Genomic DNA, 21,800 nt, shown 5'->3' on the forward strand with positions numbered 1-21,800 from the left:
CGGTTACCGGCATGTAACACCCCCCGACGTGCGTCTTTGTCACTTCCCTTTACCGTGGTGCATGACCTCCGACCATCCTGCGAAGGTGACTTCATCCGGTCCGAGCGCCGCGCTGCGGCCCTCGGCGGCCGATCACATCCGGGCCTGGGCCGGGCTGTTACTGGCCGCACTGCCCTCGGCCGCGGTGCTGACCGTCCTGCTCTACGGGCTCGGCTTGGCGATGGATTTCTCGATTCCGGGCATTCTGGCGATCGTCTGGCTGGTGATCTGTGTGGCCGCGGCGACCGGCTGCTTCCTGGGCGCCGGGCAGCGCCGGTTGGCCGGCGCACTCGGGATCCGGCCGCCCGACCACGACGAGCAGCCCGTGCTGTGGGCCGCATGGCAGCGGGTGGCGGGCCGGGCGGGGGTGCCGGCCGGCGCGTATTCGCTGTGGGTGCGCACCGATGGCCGGGAACTGGCGCTGCCACATCGCATGATCGCGGTGAGCGATGTCACCGAACTGCCGCCCGCTGAGGTCGAGGCCGTGCTGGCGCAGGCGCTGGGTGGTCACTTCCACAGTCGGACCGCATTGTGCCAGTTGGTATTCCGGCTCTACAACCTGCCTCTGGTGGGTCTCGAGCGGATCCTTCTCTCCGGCCCGGCTACGGCCGGGGCCTGGCTGACGAGGCAGTTGTCACCGGGGGCGGCGCGTCCGGTCGGGATGGGCTGGAACGCGATCAGCCGGATCCTCGTCGCCTGCCCGGTGATCGCGGCGTCGACGGTCATCGTCGGACTGCCGGCCGCGGTGGCGCTGCGGGTGGCGCCCGAGGTGGCCGCGTGTGCACTGGTCCCGATCGCCCGCCGGATCGAGTTCGGTGCGGATCGGGTCGCGGTGGATCTGGGGTACGGTCCCGATCTCGGTGCGGCCCTGTGGAATCGGGCACTGCGGGTACAGGAGTCGGCGGCGCTGTACGCGCTGTCGGTCTCGGCGTGGTCGCCGCATCCGGCGCCCGACGAGCGAGTGCGTCACATCCGCGATCGCCTCGACGAGCTGGCCCGTGCCGGGTATCCGCCGCGGTAGCCGATCAGCAATCCTCGAAGGCGGCTTTCAGATATCCGGTCGACTGGTAGAGATACTGGTAGGCCCATCGACCCACCCCGATGTGGGGTGCGGCGTCCACCATGAGAAGCTCACCGTCCCAGCACTTTCCGAGCACATAACGGGCGCGGGAGATGTGCGGGGTGAAGGTGACCACGATGACCCGCCGCCAGCCCTGGGCGGCCGCGCGGGCCGCCAGTTCCCGGCCCTCACCCCGGGTGGTGCGTGGATCGGGATCGAAGCAACTGACACGAAAACTGTAGCCGCCGTGGCAGATTCGATTGATCAGTGGTGAGTGGTCGTAAGGATCGGAGAAGACGACCTGCGGTGCGTAGCCGTCGTGTGCCAGCCGCAGCGCCACCTCCTCGCGGCCGTCGTGGGCACCGCCCAGCACCACGATGGCATCGGCCGGACCCGGAGGGTCGGTTCGCGGCCGGACGTACACCGGCCACAGCGCCGCCACCACGACGGCCGCCAGTACCGTGACACCGGCCGCCGCGCGTATCCACCGTTTCCGCACCCAGCGATCGTATGTGCTGGGCAAATATGCCGGTAACCGCCGGTTTCCCCCTGTACATCCGCTGTTGCCTGCGGCCTTCCCTCGTGGATGCGGGGTGGCCATACCCGGCACGTATCAATCGACTATGCGTCTGACGGTATTCGGGACGGGATATCTGGGAGCCACCCATGCTGCCTGTATGGCCGAACTCGGTCATGAGGTACTCGGGGTCGATATCGACCCCGGCAAGGTGGCCAAGTTGTCCGACGGGGTCGTGCCCTTCTACGAACCCGGCCTCGAGGAGGTGCTGCGGCGCAATCTCGATGCGGGCCGGCTGCGATTCACCACCTCGTACGAGGAGGCTGCCGCGCACGCCGACGCCCACTTCCTCGGGGTCGGCACGCCGCAGAAGAAGGGTGAGTACGGCGCGGACCTGAAATATGTGCACGCGGTGGCGGATTCGCTCGCGCCGCTGCTGGAACGCCCGGCCGTGCTGATCGGCAAATCCACCGTACCGGTCGGCACCGCCGCCGAACTGGGACGACGTATGCGGTCGCGGTCGCGCACCGAGGTCGAGGTGGCGTGGAATCCGGAATTCCTCCGGGAGGGTTTCGCGGTCCGCGACACCCTGCGCCCGGATCGGCTCGTACTCGGAGTCGACGCACAGCGGGATCGGGCCGAATGGGTGCGCGATCAGGTCCGTGCGATCTACGCCGATCTGATCGCCGCGCAGGTCCCGTTCCTGCTCACCGATCTGGCCACCGCGGAACTGGTGAAGGTGTCGGCCAATGCTTTTCTGGCCACCAAGATCTCGTTCATCAACGCGGTCTCCGAGGTCTGCGAGGCCACCGGCGCGGATGTGACGGTTCTGGCCGACGCCCTGGGCCACGACGCCCGCATCGGTCGCCGGTTCCTCAATGCCGGCCTCGGCTTCGGCGGCGGCTGCCTGCCCAAGGACATCCGCGCCTTCATGGCCCGCGCCGGTGAACTCGGCGCCGATCACGCGGTGGCGTTCCTGCGTGAGGTCGACAACATCAACATGCGCCGGCGCGCCAAGGTGGTCGATATGGCCGCCAAGGCCTGTGGCGGCTCGCTGCTCGGTGCCAATGTCGCGGTGCTCGGCGCGGCCTTCAAGCCCGAGTCCGACGATGTGCGCGATTCCCCGGCGCTGAATGTGGCCGGGATGATTCAGCTGCACGGTGCGGTGGTGACGGTGTACGACCCCAAGGCGCTCGAGAATTCGCGGCGCGTGTTCCCGACGCTGAACTACGCGACCTCGGTCGCGGAGGCCTGTGATCGTGCCGATGTCGTGCTGGTACTCACCGAATGGGCCGAGTTCACGGCGCTGTCACCGCACGATCTCGACGGCGTGGTCCGGGCCCGCTCGATCATCGATGGCCGCAACTGCCTCGAGCGTGGCCGTTGGGCCGGTGCGGGATGGGTGTACGCGGGACTCGGCACGCCGTAGGCTGGCGGAAACCGGGTACAGTGGGACCCTCGTCGTTGCGCATCGGGCCCGTTCGGGAGCGTAATCGCGCGGCCACGGGCGGACCGGCCGTGAGGCGTGAATCGAGATGGGCGGCAGATGAGTTCGGTACTGGGAGTTTCGGTGGGGGCCGGCGCCATTCGCGTCGCGCTGCCGCATCCCGGTAATTCCACCGAACGGCTCGTCGCCACCGGATTCGATGTACAGACCCTGACCGTCGGCGAACAGCAGTCGATGGATGATGTGGCCGCCGAGACCGTCGGCGCCGTTCTCGGATCGGCACCCGATATCGCCGCCACCGCCATCGCCTATCGCAGTGAACAGCATGCGCGCATGTTGCGGTCGGCCCTCGCCCGCCGTCAGCTCACCAATTACGAGATGGTGCCCGAGGTCGCCGCCGCGCGGGAATTCCTGCGCGCCACCGGAGAGCTGCAGGGGTACCACACCGTCGCGCTGTACGACCTGGGCGCTTCCGGCCTCACGGTCAGTGTGGTGGATGTCGCCACCGGCCAGGTCGGTCACAGTGAGCGCACCAGTGACATCAGCGGTGACTATCTGGATTCGCTGATCCGGGAACAGCAGATCGCATCCGGCCGGATCGAACATCCGCCCACCGCACAGGGATTGGCGACCCTGGACGGGATGTGCCGGCAGGCCAAGGAGCAGCTGTCGAGTACCACCGCGGTGGCGGTGCCGTCCGAACACGGCCTCGTGTTGTTGTCGCAGGAGAACTTCGAAGCGCTGATCATGCTGGCCGTCGAATCCTCGGCCCGGATGACCCGCGATGTCATCATGCGTTCCGAACAAGCCGTACAGGCGGTGTTCGTGATCGGCGGCTGTGCGCGGATTCCACTCATCGCACGGATTCTCGAACGCTGGATGGGAATGCCGGTCCTGGTGCCCGCCGATCCGGACACGGTGATCGTGCGCGGTGCCGCCCTGCTCGCTCGCCCCGCCCGGGTGGCGGCCACGCCCGCGGCGGCCGCACCGGCGCCGGTGGCGGGCGGGTCCGCGGACGATACGGTGCAGCTCGAGCCGGTATGGCTCGCGGGCGGCCCGCCCGGGCGCGGCCGGAAGATGTTGCGCGGTAAGACGGGCCGGACACGGGCCGGGCGGCGCCGCGAACTGGGTATCGCCGGTGCGGCGACGGGCGCGCTGGTCGTGGTCGCCGCCTTGGGCGTCGGGCTCGGATGGGGTCAGTCGGCACTGCGCGGTGACTCCCAGAGCAATACCTCGGCCTCGACCTCGGCACCGGCTCCGGCGATTCGCACTCCGGACGTGACCACGGGGCCGCCCACTCCCGAGGCCACCAACGCGTCGGTCGTCGCACCCACTCCGGACTGGCAGGGCCCGGTCAACACCGGCCCGCCACCGCCCCCGACACCTCCGATGATCATGGTCCCCGGGCTGCCGCCGATCATGGTGCCGACCATTCCGCCACTGTTCCCGCCGCCCCGGCAATAACCGCGCGGCCGCGGTGTCACGACACGGAACTCCATGTCACCGTGTGGCTTTCGCAAGCACACGGCCAGGAGTTCCGCGCCGCGATCCGGACGGTCGTCAGGCGGCGACGCCTGGCTGCTGCGGAAGCCGGGCGACCAGGGCGTCGAGCTCCTCGCGCCAGCGGCGGTGCACATTGAGCCGCTCCGGTGCACCGGTGTGCGGCAGCCGATAGAAGACCTTCGACCAGATCGTATTGATCTGCATCTCCGTGAACTGCGCCGTGCTGAAGTGCTCGGCGCAAACCAGATTCGCGGGCCTGCCGCTCCACTTGTTGGCCTCGACGATGACCACCGAGGTATTGGTCAGCACCACGAAGTAGTACTTGCGCACGAACAGCATCGCGAGCCGCACGTAGGGCAGATCGTCGACCCACGGGCTGGGGCCGGTGATCGCCTGGAAGGCGACTTGCATCTGCTCACCCTGCGGTGCGAATTCGGCCAGCTTCGCGGCCAATTGTTTCTGGATCGTCGATTTACGGAATGCCATGAGGCCCACCCCCGAGTAGAACTGAATCCGCCGACTTCTTGACGGCGGAACGCACCGACCCTAGCGGCATTCGACCGCGTTCGCCACCCTCGTTTCGCGGATCACCCGAGCCGGATTTCCGCCGTCGCCAAGCCGAAGATCTTGCGCCCCGCGGATTTTGCGATGATGATCACGACGGCCGTCCCGGTCTCCGGGTCGACGGACTTGATCCGGCCGCTGAATTCCACTTCCCCGGCGGTATCGGATTCGACGATCGTGTAATTCGACAGCCGCACCCCGTATCGGAGCAGCGCGCCCGGATCTCCCGCCCAGGCGGTGACGAATCCGGCTCCGAGACCCATGGTCAGCATGCCGTGGGCGATGACATCGGGAAGTCCGGCGAGTGCGGCGACCCCGTTGTGCCAGTGGATCGGGTTCACATCGCCGGCCACCCCGGCATAGTTCACGAGATCGCCGCGTGTGATCCGCGCGGTACGAGCCGGGAGTTCCATTCCGGCTGCGATGTCCGCGAATCGGATCGTCGTGCGCGGCACCCGGTTTCGCGACTCACCCGACAGATGCGGGCTGCTGTCGACGAGCGGCGCCGTGGGGAACAGACCGGCGGCCGAGCCCGGGGACGGCGAGTCGACTCCGTTCATGATCACGCCGTCGATCGCGCCACCGATGCCGCCGTCGGCCTCCTCGGCGGTGACTCCGATGATGGTGGTGTGCATGATCTGCACGACGTCACCGGTGAGATCGACGAAGGTGTTGGTGACGGTCAGCTGATCCTTGCCCGCGATGCGACGGGCCGCGGAGATCTCGACGTCGCTGATCAGCCGATCGCCGGTGCAGACGGGTTTGTACAGCTCGAAAACCTGATCGGTCTGCACGAACACGTCGTAGCCCACCACGACGGTTTCGAACAGTTTGCGATTGGCCAGCATCGCGGCGGTGGAAAGAAAGGTGGTGGGGGTGACCAGTCCGGTATATCCGAGTTCGCGGGCGGCGTCCTCACTCCAGTGCACCGGGTGGAAATCCTGTACCGCACGCGCGTATTCGCGGATCTTCTCCCGGCCGACCTCGTAGTGGTCGTCCGCGCGATAGCGGTGTCCCACCAATTCGGTGACGTCACTCAGTGTTTCCGACATACCGCTCCTTCGATCGGATTCGACCGGTCCGTTGATCGTCCGGCGCTCATGCTGCAGCAGAACTCGTCACATCGCAATGCATACTGCACCGCACCTCGGCGGCGCTGTTGGGCGCACCCGGGATGGGTGCCCTCACTCCCGGTGATCGGTTGTCGGCCAGGAGGGCCGGCCGCGCTTCGGATCGTCGGGCCGGGGCGGGCGGTCCGGCTGTGGCGAGTGGGTGGTCGGCCAGTTCGGGCCCGCTTCTCGGCGGTCGGGGAATTCGCCGGAGCGCGGGGGGCGTGGTGGGAGTCTGCGGTGGGCGCCCGTGCTGTCCCCAGTAGATGGATCCACCATGCGCTGGGCCCCGGTGTTTTCCGGCCGGCGGACGGGGATCCGCGGCTGCTCGCCGGTGGCGCGGGGGGCTCTGCGGTGGCTGCCGGTGGTCTGGGCATCACGATCCTGCACCCGACGGCGCCCATCCGGGGAGCCGGGAGCGGGGGCACGGCGACGCGCACCGCCCGGCTCCGCGCCGCCGGCGGCTCGCCGTCCGGCGGGCGCCGCGGCGTGAGTGCGGCGGGGTGCGGGTTCGTCCTCGTCGTCGAGTGCGGCGCGCTGCCCGAACGGCCGGGCGAGCAGGACGGCGATCGCGGTGGTCAGCGGCACCGACAGGGCCAGGCAGATACCGCCGACCGCGGAACGGGTGATCTCGATGGCCACCGCGTCACCGGTGAGGACGTCCCGGATGGAACGCCCGGCGACGGAGAACATCAGCAGCAGCGGCAGTGCCCCGCCCGCGTAGGCCAGGACGAGCGTGTAGACGGTGCTCGCGATGTGATCGCGCCCAACGCGCATGGCGGCGCCGAAAACCTCGCGCCGCGTGGCCTCCTGGTCGATGGCCGCCAGCTCGAACGCCGCGGAGGCCTGCGTGATGGTGACGTCGTTGAGTACACCCAGGGAGCCGATGATGAAGCCCGCCAACAGGAGTCCGGTAATGCTGACGTGGTCGATATAGGTGGCGACATTGGTGTTCTGTTCCTCGGACAGCCCCGTCAGATGGGTGACCTCCAACGCCACCCAGGACAGCACCGCCGCGAGCACCATCGCACTGAGCGTGCCCAGCAACGCCGAACTGGTCCGCAGGTTGACCCCGTGCGCCAGATAGAGCACCGCGTAGAGAATCAGCGCCCCCGCGACGAGCGCGACCGGCAGAGCCGGTTTCCCGTCGAGCAGGGCGGGCAGCATGAACACCACGAGGATGCCGAACGCGAAGACCAGGCCGATCACCGCGCGCAGTCCCCGCCACCGTGCCACCGCCACGATGACCACGACGAAGACCAGCGCGATCAGCAGCAGTGGCAACCCGCGCGAGTAGTCGTCGAACGAGTACACGGTGTTCCCGTTGGGATCGTCCTGCCGCACCAGCCGGATGTGGTCTCCCGCGTGCAGATCCGGTTGCCCCGGCCCCGGTGCGATCTCGAGCAGCGTATGACTGCCGTTGGCGGGCCCCGACTCGATCGACACCAGACTGCGCTGACAGATGTAGGCGTTCGTCGGCGGAGGCTGCGGCGTATCGGCGAACACCCGCCCGATCGACGAGCTACCGCACGGCCCCAGATCCTGCATGGTGACGGTGCCTGCCTCGGTCTGCACCGCCCCGCCGCCCCCGTTCTGCATCGGCAACGGAATATCCACATGCTGATGACTGGGCCACAACCAGATCATGGCGACAACCACGACCACCCCGATAGCGGTCAACGTCCCCACCACCACCCGAGCAGCGGTATCCCCGATGGCGATGGGCCCGGAATGATCGTGATGATGGTGGTGATGGTCGCTCACCCGGCGAGCTTAACGGACTTGATTTTCAACAGTGCTGTTCCGCTTCCCCGGGATTTTTGGCCAGACGCCCCCACCATCCACAGGTGATCTCAACCGCACCACTGATCTCGCAAGAACATGGGTAACTCACCGGGCACGGGCAAAAGGAACCAGCCAACCCAACCCCCGGCCGCCAACGAAAAAAACCCCGCACCTCAACCAGGCCAAAAGTCCCGGGGAGGCGGGGGAGCGGGCGGCGGAGAGCAGGGGGATGTCTCCGCCGCCCGAAAGGGATTCGGCGGCCCAGGGGGGTAGGCGGCCGAATCCAGGGCAGAGGCGCCCAGGGGGGTAGGCGGCTCTGCCGGGGCACCGTAAGTGCCGAGGACTACTGTACACAAATCACCGAAGTTTGCACTAGCGAATCTTAAAAAGTCGCTATTTTCCGAACTTGCGGTCTGTTTCACCGGGTACTGGCAGGAGTTATTGCCGATAACTGGCGAGGAAGTTCCCGAATCGCTCGATCGCAACGGACAGGTCCCTGGCCCACGGCAGGGTCACGATGCGCAAGTGATCGTGCTGTGGCCAGTTGAATCCGGTGCCCTGCACCATCAGGATCTTTTCCTGCAGCAGCAGGTCGAGCACGAGCTTGGCGTCGTCGTGGATCTCGTAGACCTCGGGATCCAGGCGCGGGAACGCGTACAACGCGCCCTTGGGTTTCACGCAGGAGACGCCGGGGATCATGTTCAGCTTCTCCCAGGCCACATCGCGCTGTTCGAGCAGCCGCCCGCCGGGCAGGATCAGATCCTCGATGCTCTGATATCCACCGAGTGCCACCTGAATGGCGTGCTGCGCCGGCACATTCGGGCACAGCCTGGTGGAGGCCAGCAGGTCGATCCCCTCGAGGAAGCCGGCCGCGTGCTCCTTGGGCCCGGTGATCACCAGCCACCCGGACCGGTAGCCGGCGACCCGGTAGGCCTTGGACAGACCGTTGAACGTCAAGCACAGCAGGTCGGGCGCCAATGTCGCGAGCGAGATGTGCTTGGTGTCGTCGTAGAGGATCTTGTCGTAGATCTCGTCGGCGAGCAGCAGCAGATGATGTTTGCGGGCCAGATCCACCAGCTGCTGCAGCACCTCCGCGGAGTACACCGCTCCGGTGGGGTTGTTCGGGTTGATCACCAGCAGGGCCTTGGTCTTGTCGGTGATCTTGGATTCGATATCGGCCACATCGGGCTGCCAGCCGTTGGACTCGTCACACAGGTAGTGCACCGCGGTGCCGCCTGCGAGGCTGGTCATCGCGGTCCACAGCGGATAGTCCGGTGCCGGGATCAGCACCTCGTCACCGCTGTTGAGCAGGGCCTGCATGGTCATGGTGATCAGCTCGGACACGCCGTTGCCCAGGTAGACGTCGTCGACGTCGAACTCCGGGAAGCCGGGGACCAGTTCGTAGCGGGTGAAGATGGCCCGCCGCGCGGACAGGATGCCCTTGGATTCGGAATAACCCTGCGCGTACGGCAACGCCGCGATCATGTCGCGCATGATCACATCGGGCGCGTCGAAGCCGAACGGCGCCGGGTTGCCGATGTTGAGCTTGAGGATCCGGTGCCCCTCGGCCTCCAGCCGTGCCGCATGTGCGTGTACCGGCCCACGAATCTCGTAGAGAACGTTCTGAAGCTTGAGGGACTGCTCCAGAATTCGTGGGGGCTGCTGCGGTGACTGGCTGGTAGGACTCACCTGATCAATGGTGCCACCGCGTCGCAAATACTTATTCGAGGCCCGGCGGTGGCGGTCGGTGCCACCGCCGGGCCCGGCGGTCGGGCGGCCCCGCTCAGGCGGGCGGATTCACCGGCAGCATGCCGGTCGCGGCGTTGGTGCCGCAGAACTCCTCGATCCGCTCGTCGAGCCGCTGCGCCTCCACCGCGTCCCGGAATTCCGGGCCCGCGATGCGGCGGCGCAATCCGGTGAGCCGCTCCTCCAGCTGTGCGATGCGCCGATCCTCGGACAGCTCCAGCACCGGGCGTAACGCGTCGCCGGCTCCGTCGAGGCTGCCATTGATCAGCTGGGCCGCCGCATTGTCGACCCGGGCCAGCGCCTCGGCGCCGTAGGAGCGCTGCTCGCGTGGTCCGCCGCTGTACAGATCGATGGTGTGCTGAGTTTCGGTGAGCGCGGGTCCGGCCTGACCGAGATGGATGTAGGTCGCACCGGCGTAGTAGTGACTCTTGGCCTCGGGAAAGCCGAAGACACCGGCGGTTTCGTCGTGCAGGTCGCAGGTACCGGTGCCCGCCCGAGCGGCGTCGGCGGCGACGATGCAGCGTTGGGCATCGGTGGCACTGCCGAGTTTGGACCAGATCCGGGCCTCGATATTGTGCAGGCGCACTTTGGCTGTCACCGAATCCGCGTACTGCTGCCCGTTCTGTGCCAGCATCACCGCGCGCCGCGGCCGTTCGGACCAGTACTCGATCAATGCCTGCATTCCGCGCGTCCAAGCGCGTAAACCGTTGTGGCCACACAATTCCGCGTAGGCCCACGCCGCGCGAGCCTGCTCGCCCGCGGCGTCGAGATGTCCGAGATCGGTACTGGCATTGGCCAGCAGGCCCGACAGGGTTCCGGCCAGCAGATACAAATGGCTTGTGTCCGCGGGTTTCTGGTGGCCTTCGAGCAAGCGATACACCCGCCGGCGCACCCTCAGCATCTCCACCATCATCGGAACCGGCGGCACGTGGACGTACTCTCGCGCGATACGGGTGGCATCGGCATCGAGCTGTTCCAGCGCGGAGGTGCCGACATTACTGGCCTCGGCGCGACCGGCGTGCTCGCTGGCTTCGTGGGCAGCCGCCATGATCAGATCCCTCTCCGAAATCTCGGCCAACGCATCACCCCTCATCGCACCTGCGTCTACGAGTGCCAAAAGTTCCGCGTCGCTCGAATACTTGCTGTGCGCCGAATGGTGTTGGCGCACCTCGAATTTCGGCTCGGAGCGATCGACGGACTCGTCGATCATCGCCGCGAACCGTGCCCGCACGACTTCGTCGGACCTGGCCAATGATGTGTCCAGCGCGGCCTGGTTGACCGGCCGCGGATGCACTCTGGCACCCCCGGCTTCCCATTTCGAGACCAGCCGTTCGTGCACGCCCAGATGGGCCGCGAACTCCCGGATGCTCATCCGTTTGGCATCGCGGAGGGCACGGGCTTCCTTACCTGACCACTGCCGGACCACGATGTCATCCCTTCCGCGCGAACTGATCTCCAGAGTACGAGCGGACGGTGATCGCAGCCACATCCGAAATCGAGCTGGTATCGGGGAACATCCAGGTCCAGCCGGTTTGGGCAGTGAAAGGGCAGTGCTGGGCGCGTGTGGGGGCGTTTCGGGGCCGACGTAGTGGCGGGACGCTTGTTGGACCGCGAACGTTCAGAAGTCCCGAACGTCCGGTCGAACCCCGAACTCCCGAACACCGGAATGTCGAGAAACCGTGAATGTCGAGAAGCTCCGGACCGCTGACGATTGGGTGATGTTCTACCGGCATCAGGCCGGTCTGACATGTATCCAGCGCGGTGGTTTCGTCACCCTGCCGATCAACGGCAGCGTCGGTATCGTCCACCTACCGGCCGACCGCGCCGAGCGGGTGTGCGCCTCCCTGGCCGAGCACGGCGGTTGTGGTCCCGTGCTTGCCAGACGTATTCGCTGGAGCTTCCTGGTGTTCCCGGACGGGCGGCCCGGTGGGCAGGTTTCGGAGATTCTGGATCGTCTCGGTATCGAGATCCCCTCGTCGGGCGGCGAGATCATGATGCCGACCAGTCTGGGCCGATGGACGCGCGAGGGTTGCCGCTGGATCGTGGCGCCGATGCCGGACCGAGAACTTCCACCTCTATCCAAGGTCGTCACGACGGCGCTGGCGGTGGGAAGGGGCGGTGAGGACTGAACCCGCAGACCGGTCCTCACTGCCACCGGACCGGGTCCGCCTCGCTGCCTGTCGGAGGCGGACCCGGATTCGGAACGATATATCTTCAGATTTCGGCCCAAATGTGACATAGCACTGTTTACGATTGCCGGATGAAGCTCCAGCGTCTTACCGCGGTATCCGCACTGGTCGTCGGCGCGCTGTCCGCCGGTACCGCCGTAGTTCATGCCGAGCCGGCACCCGCGCCCGGTCCGGCGGCGATCAAGTACTCCGTCAAACTCGTCGACAAGACCGTGGTGACCACCCTGCAGGGCGGGACCTTCCGGCTCGCCGACGACCACAAGTCCTATGCGGTCACCGATGCCGACGGTGCCACCGTGGTCTCGCTGCCGACCGAGATCCGGATCGCCGATACCGCGATTCCGGTGAAATCGGTGGTCGGCGACAACGGCACCGTTCTCGAACTGACCCCCGAGCGCACCGTCGCCGCCGTCGACCATCCGGTCGCCGTGCGCCCGGTCGCCTCGGCGATGGAAAACCACCGCGCGATGGACGATTTCGACACCAACTTCGGCATCGCCACCGCGGTGGGCACCTTCCTCGGTACCGCTGTCGGTGCGATCGTCGGCGGCGTCACCGGTTGCATCATGGGCCTGCCGCTGCTGGGCGTGGGGTGTCTGCCGGCCGCGGTCGCGGGCGCCGGAATCGGTGGTGTGCTCGGCACGATCGCGATCGGCGGGCCCGCCCTGCTGATCACCGGATTCGATGTGATCAACACCTTGTCCGCCGCGCCGGGCACCACGAGATGGTTCAAGGACAAGTAACTGTCGCGGCAGCGGATCGCAGTCACGTTGTGATGTGACCGAATCCGCGATCGCCGTGTGGGCTCGGGGCGGTGCGGGCGATCGATCCGTTTCGATGCCACGATGGCCGGCTGTTTCCGGAAGGGACGGCCGGCGTTCGGGTTCCAGGTGATCCGTCGCGCGATCGATCGCGAGACGCTGCCGGTACCGGCCGGGGGTCATCCCCGTGCACGGGGTGAAATGGCGGTGCATCGCTTGTCCTGCCACGACACCGAAAACGTATTCTCCGCGTGGCTCGATCGCATAACCGGCCGTACGGCCCGCCATGAGCAGGATGCGGCCGTGGTCCGGTGGCCGCCGCGCTGTTCGGTCAGCGAGAAACCGGGTCTCGCGCCGTTGTCCGGCCGGTGCGTCGTGACAAGAAGCGCCGGAACGAGATCGGGGGCGTCGCCGGATCGGCAACGCCCCCGATGTCGTATCGGGTGTCGATCAGTTCTTGCGACCCGGCGCCTTCGCTCCGGCCTTGAAGCCGAGACCACCCGGTTTGGCGGCCGGGGGAGCGACGGTGCCGTTGGCCTCGGTGGCAGTGTCACCACTCGGGGCCGGTTCCGCGACAGCCGGCGCCTCGCCGTTTCCGCTGTCGGAATCCGTTGCGGGAGCACTGGATTCGGCAGCAGCGGACTCGGCGGCCGGTTCGGGGGCCGCAGGCTTGGCCGCGCCCGGCGCCTTCGGGCCGGGGCGCTTGAAGCCGGACTTCATCGCCAGACCCTTGGGCGCCACCGTCGGCTTGGTCTCGGTGGGGCCGGACGCCGCGGGCGTCTCGGCGGCCGCCGACTCGGCCGAAGGTGCCTCGGCCGCAGCGGTTTCCGCCGCCGGGCTCTCGGCGGCGTCGGCGGCGGGCTGGGCGCCCGGGGCCTTCGCCTTGCCCTTCATGGCCAGACCCTTACCGCCGGGTGCCTTGGCGGCGCCCTTCATCGCCAGACCACCCGGCTTGGCGGTCGGTGCGGCGGCTTCCGCGGTCTCCGCCGCGGGAGCCTCGGCAGGGGTTTCGGCCGGCTTCGGCGCGGCCTTGGCGCCGGGTGCTTTCGCCGCACCCTTCATCGCGAGGCCCTTACCGCCCGGAGCCTTCGCCGGTCCCTTCATGGCCAGGCCGCCGGGCTTGGCGGTCGGAGTCGCCGGCGCCTCCGAAGACTCGGTGGCCGGAGCTTCCTCGGCGGCCTTGGCGCCGGGTGCTTTCGCGGCGCCCTTCATGGCCAGGCCCTTGCCGCCGGGCGCCTTGGCAGCGCCCTTCATGCCCAGACCGCCACCGCCGGGCGCCTTTCCGCCGCCCTTCATGGCCAGGCCCTTACCGGCGGGAGCGGCCGGAGCCGCGGCCTCGGCGGTGTCGGCCGCCTCGGCCGGAGCCTCGGCGGCGGGTTCCTCGACGACCGGTTCCGGCTCGGCCTTCGGCTGCTGGATCACCTTCAGGTTCTCCGACAGCGTGGCGGGTTCGACCCGATCGATGGACTGCAGCATCAGCTGTGCCACATCGACGACCTCGACGCCCTGGCCGACCTCGCCCGAGTCCTTGCGCGCGGTCACGCCGTCGGTGAGCATCACGCGGCAGAACGGGCAGCCGGTCGCGATCAGCGACGGTGAGTTGCCGCCGTCCAGCGCGGCGAGCGCCTCGTCGGTGCGGTCCAGGTTGATCCGCTTACCGAGCTGCTCCTCCATCCACATGCGGGCACCACCGGCACCACAGCACATGGATCGTTCGCCGTGCCGCGGCATTTCGGTGACCGCCGCGCCGGAGGCAGCCATCAGCTCACGCGGCGCGTTGTAGATCTTGTTGTGCCGGCCCAGGTAGCAGGGGTCGTGGTAGGTGACCTTCTCCGACACCGGCTTGACCCGGATCAGCTGCTTGCCGCGCACGAGGCGGTTCAGCAACTGGGTGTGGTGCACGACCTCGTAGTTGCCGCCCACCTGCGGGTACTCGTTGTTGAGCGCGTTGAAGCAGTGCGCACAGGTGACGACGATCTTCTTCTTGGACTGCTCGACACCCTCGAACACCGAATTCAGCGTCTCGATGTTCTGCATCGCCAGCTGCTGGAACAGGAATTCGTTACCCGCACGGCGAGCCGAGTCACCGGTACAGGTTTCCTCCGCGCCCAGCACCATGAACTTCACGCCCGCGGTGGCCAGCAGTTCGGCGACCGCCTTGGTGGTCTTCTTCGCGCGGTCCTCGTAGGCGCCGGCACAGCCGACCCAGAACAGGTACTCGTAGCCCTCGAACGTTTCGGCATCCTGGCCGAACACCGGAATGTCGAAGTCCAGCTCGGACATCCAGTTCAGGCGGTCCTTGGCGTTCTGCCCCCAGGGGTTGCCCTTGTTCTCGAGGTTCTTGAACAGACCGGCGAGCTCGGACGGGAACTCCGATTCGATCAGCACCTGGTAGCGGCGCATGTCGATGATGTGGTCGACGTGCTCGATATCCACCGGGCACTGCTCGACGCAGGCGCCACAGGTGGTGCAGCTCCACAGCACCTCGGGATCGATGATGCCGCTGACATCCTCGCCACCGACCAGCGGGCGCTCGGCCTCGGCCTTGGCGGCATCGGAGATCTGCGCCAGCGCGGCCTCGTTCGGCTCACCCTCGGCATCGACCAGGCCGATCTCGTCGCCGCCCATGTCCTTACGGCCGCCGGCCAGCAGATACGGTGCCTTGGCCGCACCATGATCGCGCAGCGACATGATCAGCAGCTTCGGCGACAGCGGCTTGGCGGTGTTCCACGCCGGGCACTGGCTCTGGCAGCGACCGCATTCGGTGCAGGTGGTGAAGTCCAGCCAGCCCTTCCAGGAGAAATCCTCGATCCGGCCGGCACCCAGGGTGTCGGTATCGGGATCGACGTTCTCCATGTCCAGGGCGCGTCCCTTGGACATCATCGGCTTGGCCGCACCCAGGGCGACGCCACCGTCGTCCTCGCGCTTGAAATAGATATTGAAGAATGCGGCGAACCGGTGCCACGCCACACCCCAGGTGATGTTGCGGCCGACGTAGTACAGGAAGGCCATACCCGACATCAATTTGACGAAGGCGAAGATCGACACCATCGTCACGTTGGCGGGAAGCAGTTCGGAGATCGGCCCGGTGAAGAAATCGGTCCAGTGGTGCTCACCCTCGAGAGCGAGCACACCGGCCTTCACCATGATCATGCCGATGCCCTCGAGGAGCACGATGGTCTCGATCACGTAGGCGGGCGCGAACTTCGAGCCGCTGAAGCGGGACAGGCGCTGGGGAACCCGCGGGTGGTTGAGCTGGCGGATGATGATCAGCGCCACGATGCCGACCACGGTCGCGATGCCCAGTACCTCATCGCCCAGGTGGAACCACCAGGTATTGCCGATGATCGGCCAGGCGAAGGTCGGTTTGAAGGTCTGGCCGTAGGCCTCGAACCAGAATTGAGCACCGGCGAGGAAGCCGACCATCACCAGCCAGTGGGCCCAGCCCACGGTCCGGAATTTGTTCATGCGCGTGTGCGCGATGAACTCGACCAGCATCTGTTTGAAACGCGGGAAGAACGGGCGCCAGCGATCCGGAGCGGATTGACCGACCCGGATCGCGCTGATGATCTTCCACGCGCCGCTGATGAACGCGGCCCAAGCCACCAGGCTGAGCAGCGCTCCAATCGTGCCCAGCGTCACTGTCAGGGCATTCATGTCGCGACCTTCCTTCGGTTCCACGAGCATTGCGGCGACCGGGCTGAGGTCGCCGTTGATTGCACGTATCGTAACGGCCAGTAAGTTACTCGTCGGTAACTTATCTGTCCACCGTATGATCGCGTCCGGCTCAGCGCAGGTGGTGTGGCCCATTCGCGGTTACGGTGTGATCGGACTCACGCATTGTGCTGCGATTTCGGCGTGTGCACGGTCGGCTCATACCGTAAATCCCGGCAAATCAGGTAATCGAGCCAGGACAGGCTTAGTTGGCCCGAGGTCGGATCCGTAGGGAATTTCGCGCTAATTGTTAGGGCGCATAACAAATCTCGCTTTCTGTCGGGGAATTCGACTAAGCTCACGGCGTCCTGCTTGCTGTGTGCACCTTCACACTGCTCGGGGAGGTCCTTCAGGTTTGAAATCGCAGATTCCGGCCGGAGGGATGCGTGGGCTCTCGCGGAGAAGGTTCGTGTGGCAAACCCTGATGACGGATTGGAAACCGAATGAAATTCCGCAGAGGTACTGCGGTTGCCGCGATGGTCATCGGTGCGATGACCGCGGCGTTGGGAACCGCCTACGCCGACCCCGCACCGGCCCCCGCGCCGGAGGCGGCGAAGCCTGGTATCGACTATTCGACCAAATTGGCCGACAAGACGGTTGTCACCAAGCTCAAGAACGGAACGTTCGAACTCGTCGAGAAGCAAGGCGCCATCCCCGACCAGAAGCAGCAGGTCGTCGACATCAAGGATCAGGCCGGCAATGTCGCCCTGGAGATGCCGATCGACTTCCGCATCGCGGGTGTGCCGATTCCGGTCAAGCCGGTGCTCAAGGAGGCCGGCACGATCCTGGAGCTGACGCCGGACAAGCCGGCCGACATCGACCTGACCAAGCCGGTCGCCGCGGCCCCGGTGGCCGCTGTCCAGGAGACCAAGCCCGGACAGGAGACGGCCATCAAGGCCGATAAGCCGGTGCTCAAGGATGTCGCCTCGCCGATCGAGGATCAGCGGGCGATGAGCGACTTCGCCACCAAATTCGGTCTGGCGACCGCCATCGGCGGGTTCGTCGGCACCGCGATCGGCGCGGCCATCGGCTGTGTCGTCACGTTGCCGGTGGGTTGTATTCCCGGTCTGGTGACCGGCGCCGGTGTCGGCGGCATCGTGGGTACCGTTGCAGCGGGTGGCCCGACGCTGGTCGCGGCAGGTGTCGATCTGCTCGGCACCATGCAGGCGGCCGACGGCACCACCCAGTGGTCGGATTCGGCCATGGCGGCGGCCAGCGGCCAGCAGCAGGCGGGCCAGCAGGCCGCTGCGAAGCAGGAGCCGGCCAACCAGCCGAAGTAATCGACGGCATCGTCCGCGACGGCCCGCCTTCCGATTCGGAAGGCGGGCCGTCGGCGTTCACGACCGGATCGTGGTGAGCTGTCCGTGGAAGCGCACCTCGCCGAGTGGTTCACCCATTTCGGCGAAGGAACGCTCGGCACAGGTGAACTCGCCGTCCTCCCGAACCAGCAGTACCGTGCTGCACCGGGTTCCGTGCCAGGTATTGGCGACGAACCGCGCCGATACCGAGCGCTCGCGGTCCAATGGCAGGCCGGTGTGCGGCAGCTCGGCGTCCGGGGCGATGGCCGAGTCGGCGAGGACGGCGAAATAGTCGTCCGGCTCCGCGGAACCGAGGACGGCGCCGAGATCCCGCAGACCGTCGCGGACCTTGGGCCAGGCACCGGCGCCGGTATCGGTGCGGACGCCGGTTCGGCCGGGCTCGGCGGAACCGAGCAGGGCCGCATTGGACAGCCCGTGCAGACCCGGAGGTAGCTCCAGCGGTGTGCTCGCGCTGCGATTGCTGTGCCACCACAGCGTCTCCAGATCCGAGACCAGCAGGTTGTAACCGTTGTAGTCATCGGTGTCGGCAGCGGTGGCCCGGACGAATTTCTCCGGTGCCGCGGAGCCGGTCAGAAAATCCATCAGCAGCGCACCGCGCGAGCGCGCGTCGGTGCGTCCCTCGGCCGGGCCGCGCACATTGGTGACGGTCGCGAAGCGGCCGGCCCCGGGAATCACACCCAGCCAGGTGCCGGGGACTCCGCTGGGGGCACCGACATCACGTCCCGCGAGCAGGCCGGGTCGTTCGTCCCACCACCGCATCGATTCGGTTGGGCGGGTATAGAACTCGTCCCGATTGGCCGCGACGATCAACCGATAATCCGGATGTGCGCGCCACCCGAGCAGAACCAGACACATATCTCCAGCATGCACCAGTCGGCGCCGACGCAATACTCCCCGGTTACTGCCGCCGAGCTGCCTCGCGGGCGTCCGGAAACGGGGGCGGAACGCCACGAGGGCCCGGCAGATGCTGCCGGGCCCTCGTGGGTAGAGCTGTGTGTCCGAGCTTCGGGAGAAGCTCAGTTGGTGCGCACCCGCAGACCGGGGTTGTCGGAGAGGACCTGATTCACCGGCTGGGCGAACAGCTGGGGTGCGTCGCCGGTCAGCGCGCCGATCAGGTTCGGGATCTCGCAGATCGGATAGTCGGCCACCGAGGAGGCGCTGGAGATGCCCAGGGCCATGGTCCCGGTGACCATGGTGCCACCCGAATCACCCGGCAGCGCACAGATGTTCGCCGAGAACGACTGGGTCAGCTCCCGGTCACCGACCTGCACCGTCTGGTCCACGGCGTTCACCACACCGCAGCTGAATCCGGTGCGCTCACCCGACTTGCAGACCGGGGCGCCCACGACCGGATCGGCCACACCGGTGATTGCGATCGGCGCCGCGCCCGGAACCCGGACCAGGTTGTTGGAGAACCGGTCCCGGGCGCCCGGCTCGATCGAGACGATCGAGTAGTCCTGGTTGCCCAGCACCGACTTCTGGAAGGTGCCCAGCTGGGCGCCGACGTGGTTGCCCGGCAGCAGCTCGAACATGCCCGGCGCATTCGCGGTGCCCGCGGCCGGGATGTTCGGATCGCAGTGTCCGGCGGTGATGTTCACCGGATCGCCGTTGCGGTCCAGACCGTTGAAACCGGTCGAGCAGACCAGCTGCATCTTGCCCGCCACCGAGGTGTACCCGTCGCCGCCCGCACGCGGGCCGTTGGGCGCCTCACCGGCGATCGGCTGTGCCTGCGGATCCGATTCCGGCGGGCCGACCGGCGCCGTCGGCATCACGATCACGTGTGCCGGGTCGACGAAGCCCGGCATCGGCACGCCGGCCTTGTCCACCCGCACCGCGATGCTGTTGTTGACGGTGTCGACCACCACTCCGCGCACCGCCTGGGTGACGGCAGCCGGCTGTCCGGACAGCCACTGCTGGAAGGCGTTCTTCTCGCTGCGGAGCACGGTCTGGCTCTTCGCGACGTCCTTCACGCCGAATCCGGCGTCGGTGGCCGACTTCTTCGCCTCGTCCAGTCCCTGCCCCGGGGACAACGCGACCAGGGGCCGGCCGGCGTCATCGAGCCACGCGCCCGCGAACACCTGAGGGAACTGCCGCTGTGCGGTGGTGGCGAAGGCTCCCAGCTGCTGGGCCACGTCCGCGCGGTGCAGATATTCCTCCGGCGAGATCTTCAGATCGCGCTGTACGGCCGAGATGAGCGCGGCGGGCAGGTTCGGCGCCGGGGCGGGAGCCGGGTCGGCGACCGAGGTGGCCGCGAGCGGACCGAGTACCAGAACCGCCGCCGAGGCGGCGACAGCCGCGCTGCGGAGGCGGGTGCGCGGGGCACGTCCCGCGGCGGACGAAAGTCGGATGCGTGGCAGGAGCATGAGGCGACTATATGGGGTTTGTGCGGCTATGCCTACTTGTCGCGGACATCGGCCAATCTCAGCTCCGGCCCACCGGATGTGGGCCGGAGCCGAGATGTCACCCGAAGTTCACCGACGAGGCGGTAACAGGTCGAATCAGCCCTGGTTGGGGCGTGTCCGGACGGCGATTCCGGAACCCAGGCCGCCATCGGAACCGGAGTCGATATCGCTCAGGATCCGACGGATCGGGATACCCAGCGATGCCGTCCCGCCGTACGCCGCCAGATCCATGTTCGCGGCCTTGCAATCGGGTGCTTCGGCGGCATTGGAACCACTGGTGATACCGAGGGCGAGGGTGCCCGAGACGATCGCACCGCCACTGTCACCGCCGAGGGTGCAGGCCGTGCTGGCGAAACCCCGGACGGTCTTGGACTCGCCCTCCGTGGTGAACAATTGCGTCTCGACCCGATCGGCGACCACGAAGCCACAGGTGAACGTCGAGGACTGTCCCGATTTGCAGACCGGAGCCCCGGTGATCGGCTCGGCGGTTCCGGTGAGGGTCAGGGTGGTTCCGTTGGCGCCGCGCACCGAGGGCTGGTCCATCCCCGCGCCGACTGCCTTGTCGTTGAGCTTGATCACCGAATAGTCCAATCCGGTGGCACCGCCCAGCTGTGCCTTCACGAAGGTGCCGAACTGCTGGCTGGCCTTCAGGTTCCGGACGTTCGGCAGGTAGACCCCGGCGCTGCCGTCACCCTTGCCCAGATTCGGATCGCAGTGTCCGGCACTGATGTTCAGCGCGTTTCCGGCGGCGTCGACGCTGTTGAAACCGAACGAGCACACATCGACGGTCTTCAGGGCGGAGTCGTCGAGCGAGGTGGGTGCGCTGATGTAGGTGTCACCCGCCATCGGCCGGCGTTCGACCGGACCACCGCCGTCGGGCGACAGTACGACCTTGATGTTGGCGATCAGGGTCGGCAGATTCAGCAGATGCCCGGCCGGCGTATTGGCCACGCTCAGCACCAGCTGGCTGTTCAGGAAATCGATGGCCACCGAGTTGATCCCGGCCGAAAGCTCGCGCGGCAGACCGCCGATCCAGGTGACCAGTTGATCGAGCGAACCCTCGAGATTGTCGGCCGAGATCGGGGCGAGGCGGGTCTGATATCCGGCGGAGTTGGCGATCTGCGCGGCATCGAGTGAGGTGACCGCCATGATCGGTTTACCGTCGGCGCCCATCCAGGCGCCGGCGAAGGCCTCGGGATGTTCGGAGCGGAATCCACGGGCGTAGTCACGCAATTCCTGGGCGCGGGCGGCGCGGTCCAGATACTCCGCGGGCGACATCTTCAGGTCGCGGCCGATGGCCTGCACCAGTTCCGGTGGCAATTGGTCGGCCGGCAGCTGCGCGGTTGCCGGATCGGCGAGTGCCGGTGAGGTTGCGATCCAGGGGCCCAGAACGATGGTCGAAGCGAGCGCGCAAGCGGCTGCTTTCACCGACGCGCGTGCCACCTTGGCGCGTCCCACCTTGGCGCGACGCGCCGCCAACTTACGCATGGAGTCCCTTCGTCTGGCACATGTGTGCCCTCACCCGTGGGCGGTAAACCATTGGGTGGCAACAGCCCTCGACCATCAAGCAGACCGCTCGTCCGGCGAGGGGTACGCCTGTCGACCCGGTCAGCGCCCCACTTTAGGGCACAACGGCGTGAGTTTC

At 67.2% G+C, this 21,800-nt stretch carries 15 protein-coding genes and 1 pseudogene; 6 read left to right on the top strand and 10 right to left on the bottom strand.

Annotation, left to right across the window (positions count from 1 at the left end; translation table 11 throughout):
• Positions 1 to 85: 85 nt before the first annotated feature.
• Entirely contained in the window at positions 86 to 1,060 is a 975-nt protein-coding gene (locus AB0L57_RS08385; RefSeq protein WP_364958933.1) for a hypothetical protein, read from the top strand.
• A 4-nt stretch (positions 1,061 to 1,064) separates the two neighbouring features.
• Here AB0L57_RS08385 and AB0L57_RS08390 read toward each other — a convergent pair whose 3' ends face one another.
• Positions 1,065 to 1,598: a YdcF family protein gene (locus tag AB0L57_RS08390; protein ID WP_364958935.1), complete on the bottom strand. Its 534-nt coding sequence runs from the start codon at positions 1,596 to 1,598 to the stop codon at positions 1,065 to 1,067.
• A gap of 124 nt (positions 1,599 to 1,722) precedes the next feature.
• Between AB0L57_RS08390 and AB0L57_RS08395 the strand changes: the two genes are divergently transcribed.
• Positions 1,723 to 3,045: a UDP-glucose/GDP-mannose dehydrogenase family protein gene (locus tag AB0L57_RS08395; RefSeq protein WP_364958937.1), complete on the top strand. Its 1,323-nt coding sequence runs from the start codon at positions 1,723 to 1,725 to the stop codon at positions 3,043 to 3,045.
• A 117-nt stretch (positions 3,046 to 3,162) separates the two neighbouring features.
• Positions 3,163 to 4,527 (top strand): Hsp70 family protein, encoded by a 1,365-nt coding sequence (locus tag AB0L57_RS08400; protein WP_364958939.1) that lies wholly within the window; start codon positions 3,163 to 3,165, stop codon positions 4,525 to 4,527.
• 96 nt (positions 4,528 to 4,623) lie between these two features.
• On the opposite strand, the gene AB0L57_RS08405 is transcribed toward AB0L57_RS08400, so the two are convergent.
• The 5 genes and pseudogenes from AB0L57_RS08405 to AB0L57_RS08425 form a co-directional block, all read right to left on the bottom strand.
• On the bottom strand, positions 4,624 to 5,052 hold the full coding sequence (locus AB0L57_RS08405) for a hypothetical protein (RefSeq protein WP_364958941.1): 429 nt from the start codon (positions 5,050 to 5,052) through the stop codon (positions 4,624 to 4,626).
• A 101-nt stretch (positions 5,053 to 5,153) separates the two neighbouring features.
• Positions 5,154 to 6,182, bottom strand: a complete 1,029-nt coding sequence (locus tag AB0L57_RS08410; protein WP_364958943.1) for a fused (3R)-hydroxyacyl-ACP dehydratase subunits HadA/HadB — start codon at positions 6,180 to 6,182, stop codon at positions 5,154 to 5,156.
• 603 nt (positions 6,183 to 6,785) lie between these two features.
• A pseudogene (locus tag AB0L57_RS08415) lies at positions 6,786 to 8,003 on the bottom strand (YibE/F family protein); the annotation flags it as partial.
• A gap of 459 nt (positions 8,004 to 8,462) precedes the next feature.
• On the bottom strand, positions 8,463 to 9,713 hold the full coding sequence (locus AB0L57_RS08420) for a pyridoxal phosphate-dependent aminotransferase (protein ID WP_364958945.1): 1,251 nt from the start codon (positions 9,711 to 9,713) through the stop codon (positions 8,463 to 8,465).
• A gap of 94 nt (positions 9,714 to 9,807) precedes the next feature.
• Positions 9,808 to 11,142, bottom strand: a complete 1,335-nt coding sequence (locus AB0L57_RS08425; protein WP_364958947.1) for an XRE family transcriptional regulator — start codon at positions 11,140 to 11,142, stop codon at positions 9,808 to 9,810.
• Between the two features lie 346 nt (positions 11,143 to 11,488).
• Here AB0L57_RS08425 and AB0L57_RS08430 point away from each other — a divergent pair, with 346 nt between their 5' ends.
• Both AB0L57_RS08430 and AB0L57_RS08435 read left to right on the top strand, forming a co-directional pair.
• On the top strand, positions 11,489 to 11,899 hold the full coding sequence (locus tag AB0L57_RS08430; protein WP_364958949.1) for a hypothetical protein: 411 nt from the start codon (positions 11,489 to 11,491) through the stop codon (positions 11,897 to 11,899).
• Positions 11,900 to 12,030: 131 nt separating this feature from the next.
• Positions 12,031 to 12,702, top strand: a complete 672-nt coding sequence (locus tag AB0L57_RS08435; RefSeq protein WP_364958951.1) for a hypothetical protein — start codon at positions 12,031 to 12,033, stop codon at positions 12,700 to 12,702.
• Between the two features lie 468 nt (positions 12,703 to 13,170).
• Here AB0L57_RS08435 and AB0L57_RS08440 read toward each other — a convergent pair whose 3' ends face one another.
• Complete coding sequence (locus tag AB0L57_RS08440) at positions 13,171 to 16,377, bottom strand: (Fe-S)-binding protein (protein ID WP_364958952.1); 3,207 nt, start codon at positions 16,375 to 16,377, stop codon at positions 13,171 to 13,173.
• Between the two features lie 500 nt (positions 16,378 to 16,877).
• On the opposite strand from AB0L57_RS08440, the gene AB0L57_RS08445 reads away from it, so the two are divergent.
• Positions 16,878 to 17,714 carry a hypothetical protein gene (locus AB0L57_RS08445; protein WP_364958954.1) on the top strand — a complete coding sequence of 279 codons (837 nt, stop codon included), beginning with the start codon at positions 16,878 to 16,880 and terminating at the stop codon, positions 17,712 to 17,714.
• 57 nt (positions 17,715 to 17,771) lie between these two features.
• Here the strand turns inward: AB0L57_RS08445 and AB0L57_RS08450 are convergent, their stop codons facing one another.
• The 3 genes from AB0L57_RS08450 to AB0L57_RS08460 all read right to left on the bottom strand — a co-directional run bounded on the left by AB0L57_RS08450 (position 17,772) and on the right by AB0L57_RS08460 (position 21,643).
• Positions 17,772 to 18,608, bottom strand: coding sequence for an NRDE family protein (locus AB0L57_RS08450; RefSeq protein WP_364958956.1), 837 nt, complete (start codon positions 18,606 to 18,608; stop codon positions 17,772 to 17,774).
• Between the two features lie 161 nt (positions 18,609 to 18,769).
• The gene (locus AB0L57_RS08455; RefSeq protein ID WP_364958958.1) at positions 18,770 to 20,116 is read right to left on the bottom strand and encodes a S1 family peptidase; all 1,347 of its coding nucleotides are present in this window, start codon (positions 20,114 to 20,116) and stop codon (positions 18,770 to 18,772) included.
• A 135-nt stretch (positions 20,117 to 20,251) separates the two neighbouring features.
• Positions 20,252 to 21,643 (bottom strand): S1 family peptidase, encoded by a 1,392-nt coding sequence (locus tag AB0L57_RS08460; RefSeq protein ID WP_364958960.1) that lies wholly within the window; start codon positions 21,641 to 21,643, stop codon positions 20,252 to 20,254.
• Between the last annotated feature and the right edge of the window lie 157 nt (positions 21,644 to 21,800).

The sequence above is a fragment of the Nocardia sp. NPDC052254 genome (assembly GCF_040679495.1).
Lineage (GTDB): Bacteria > Actinomycetota > Actinomycetes > Mycobacteriales > Mycobacteriaceae > Nocardia.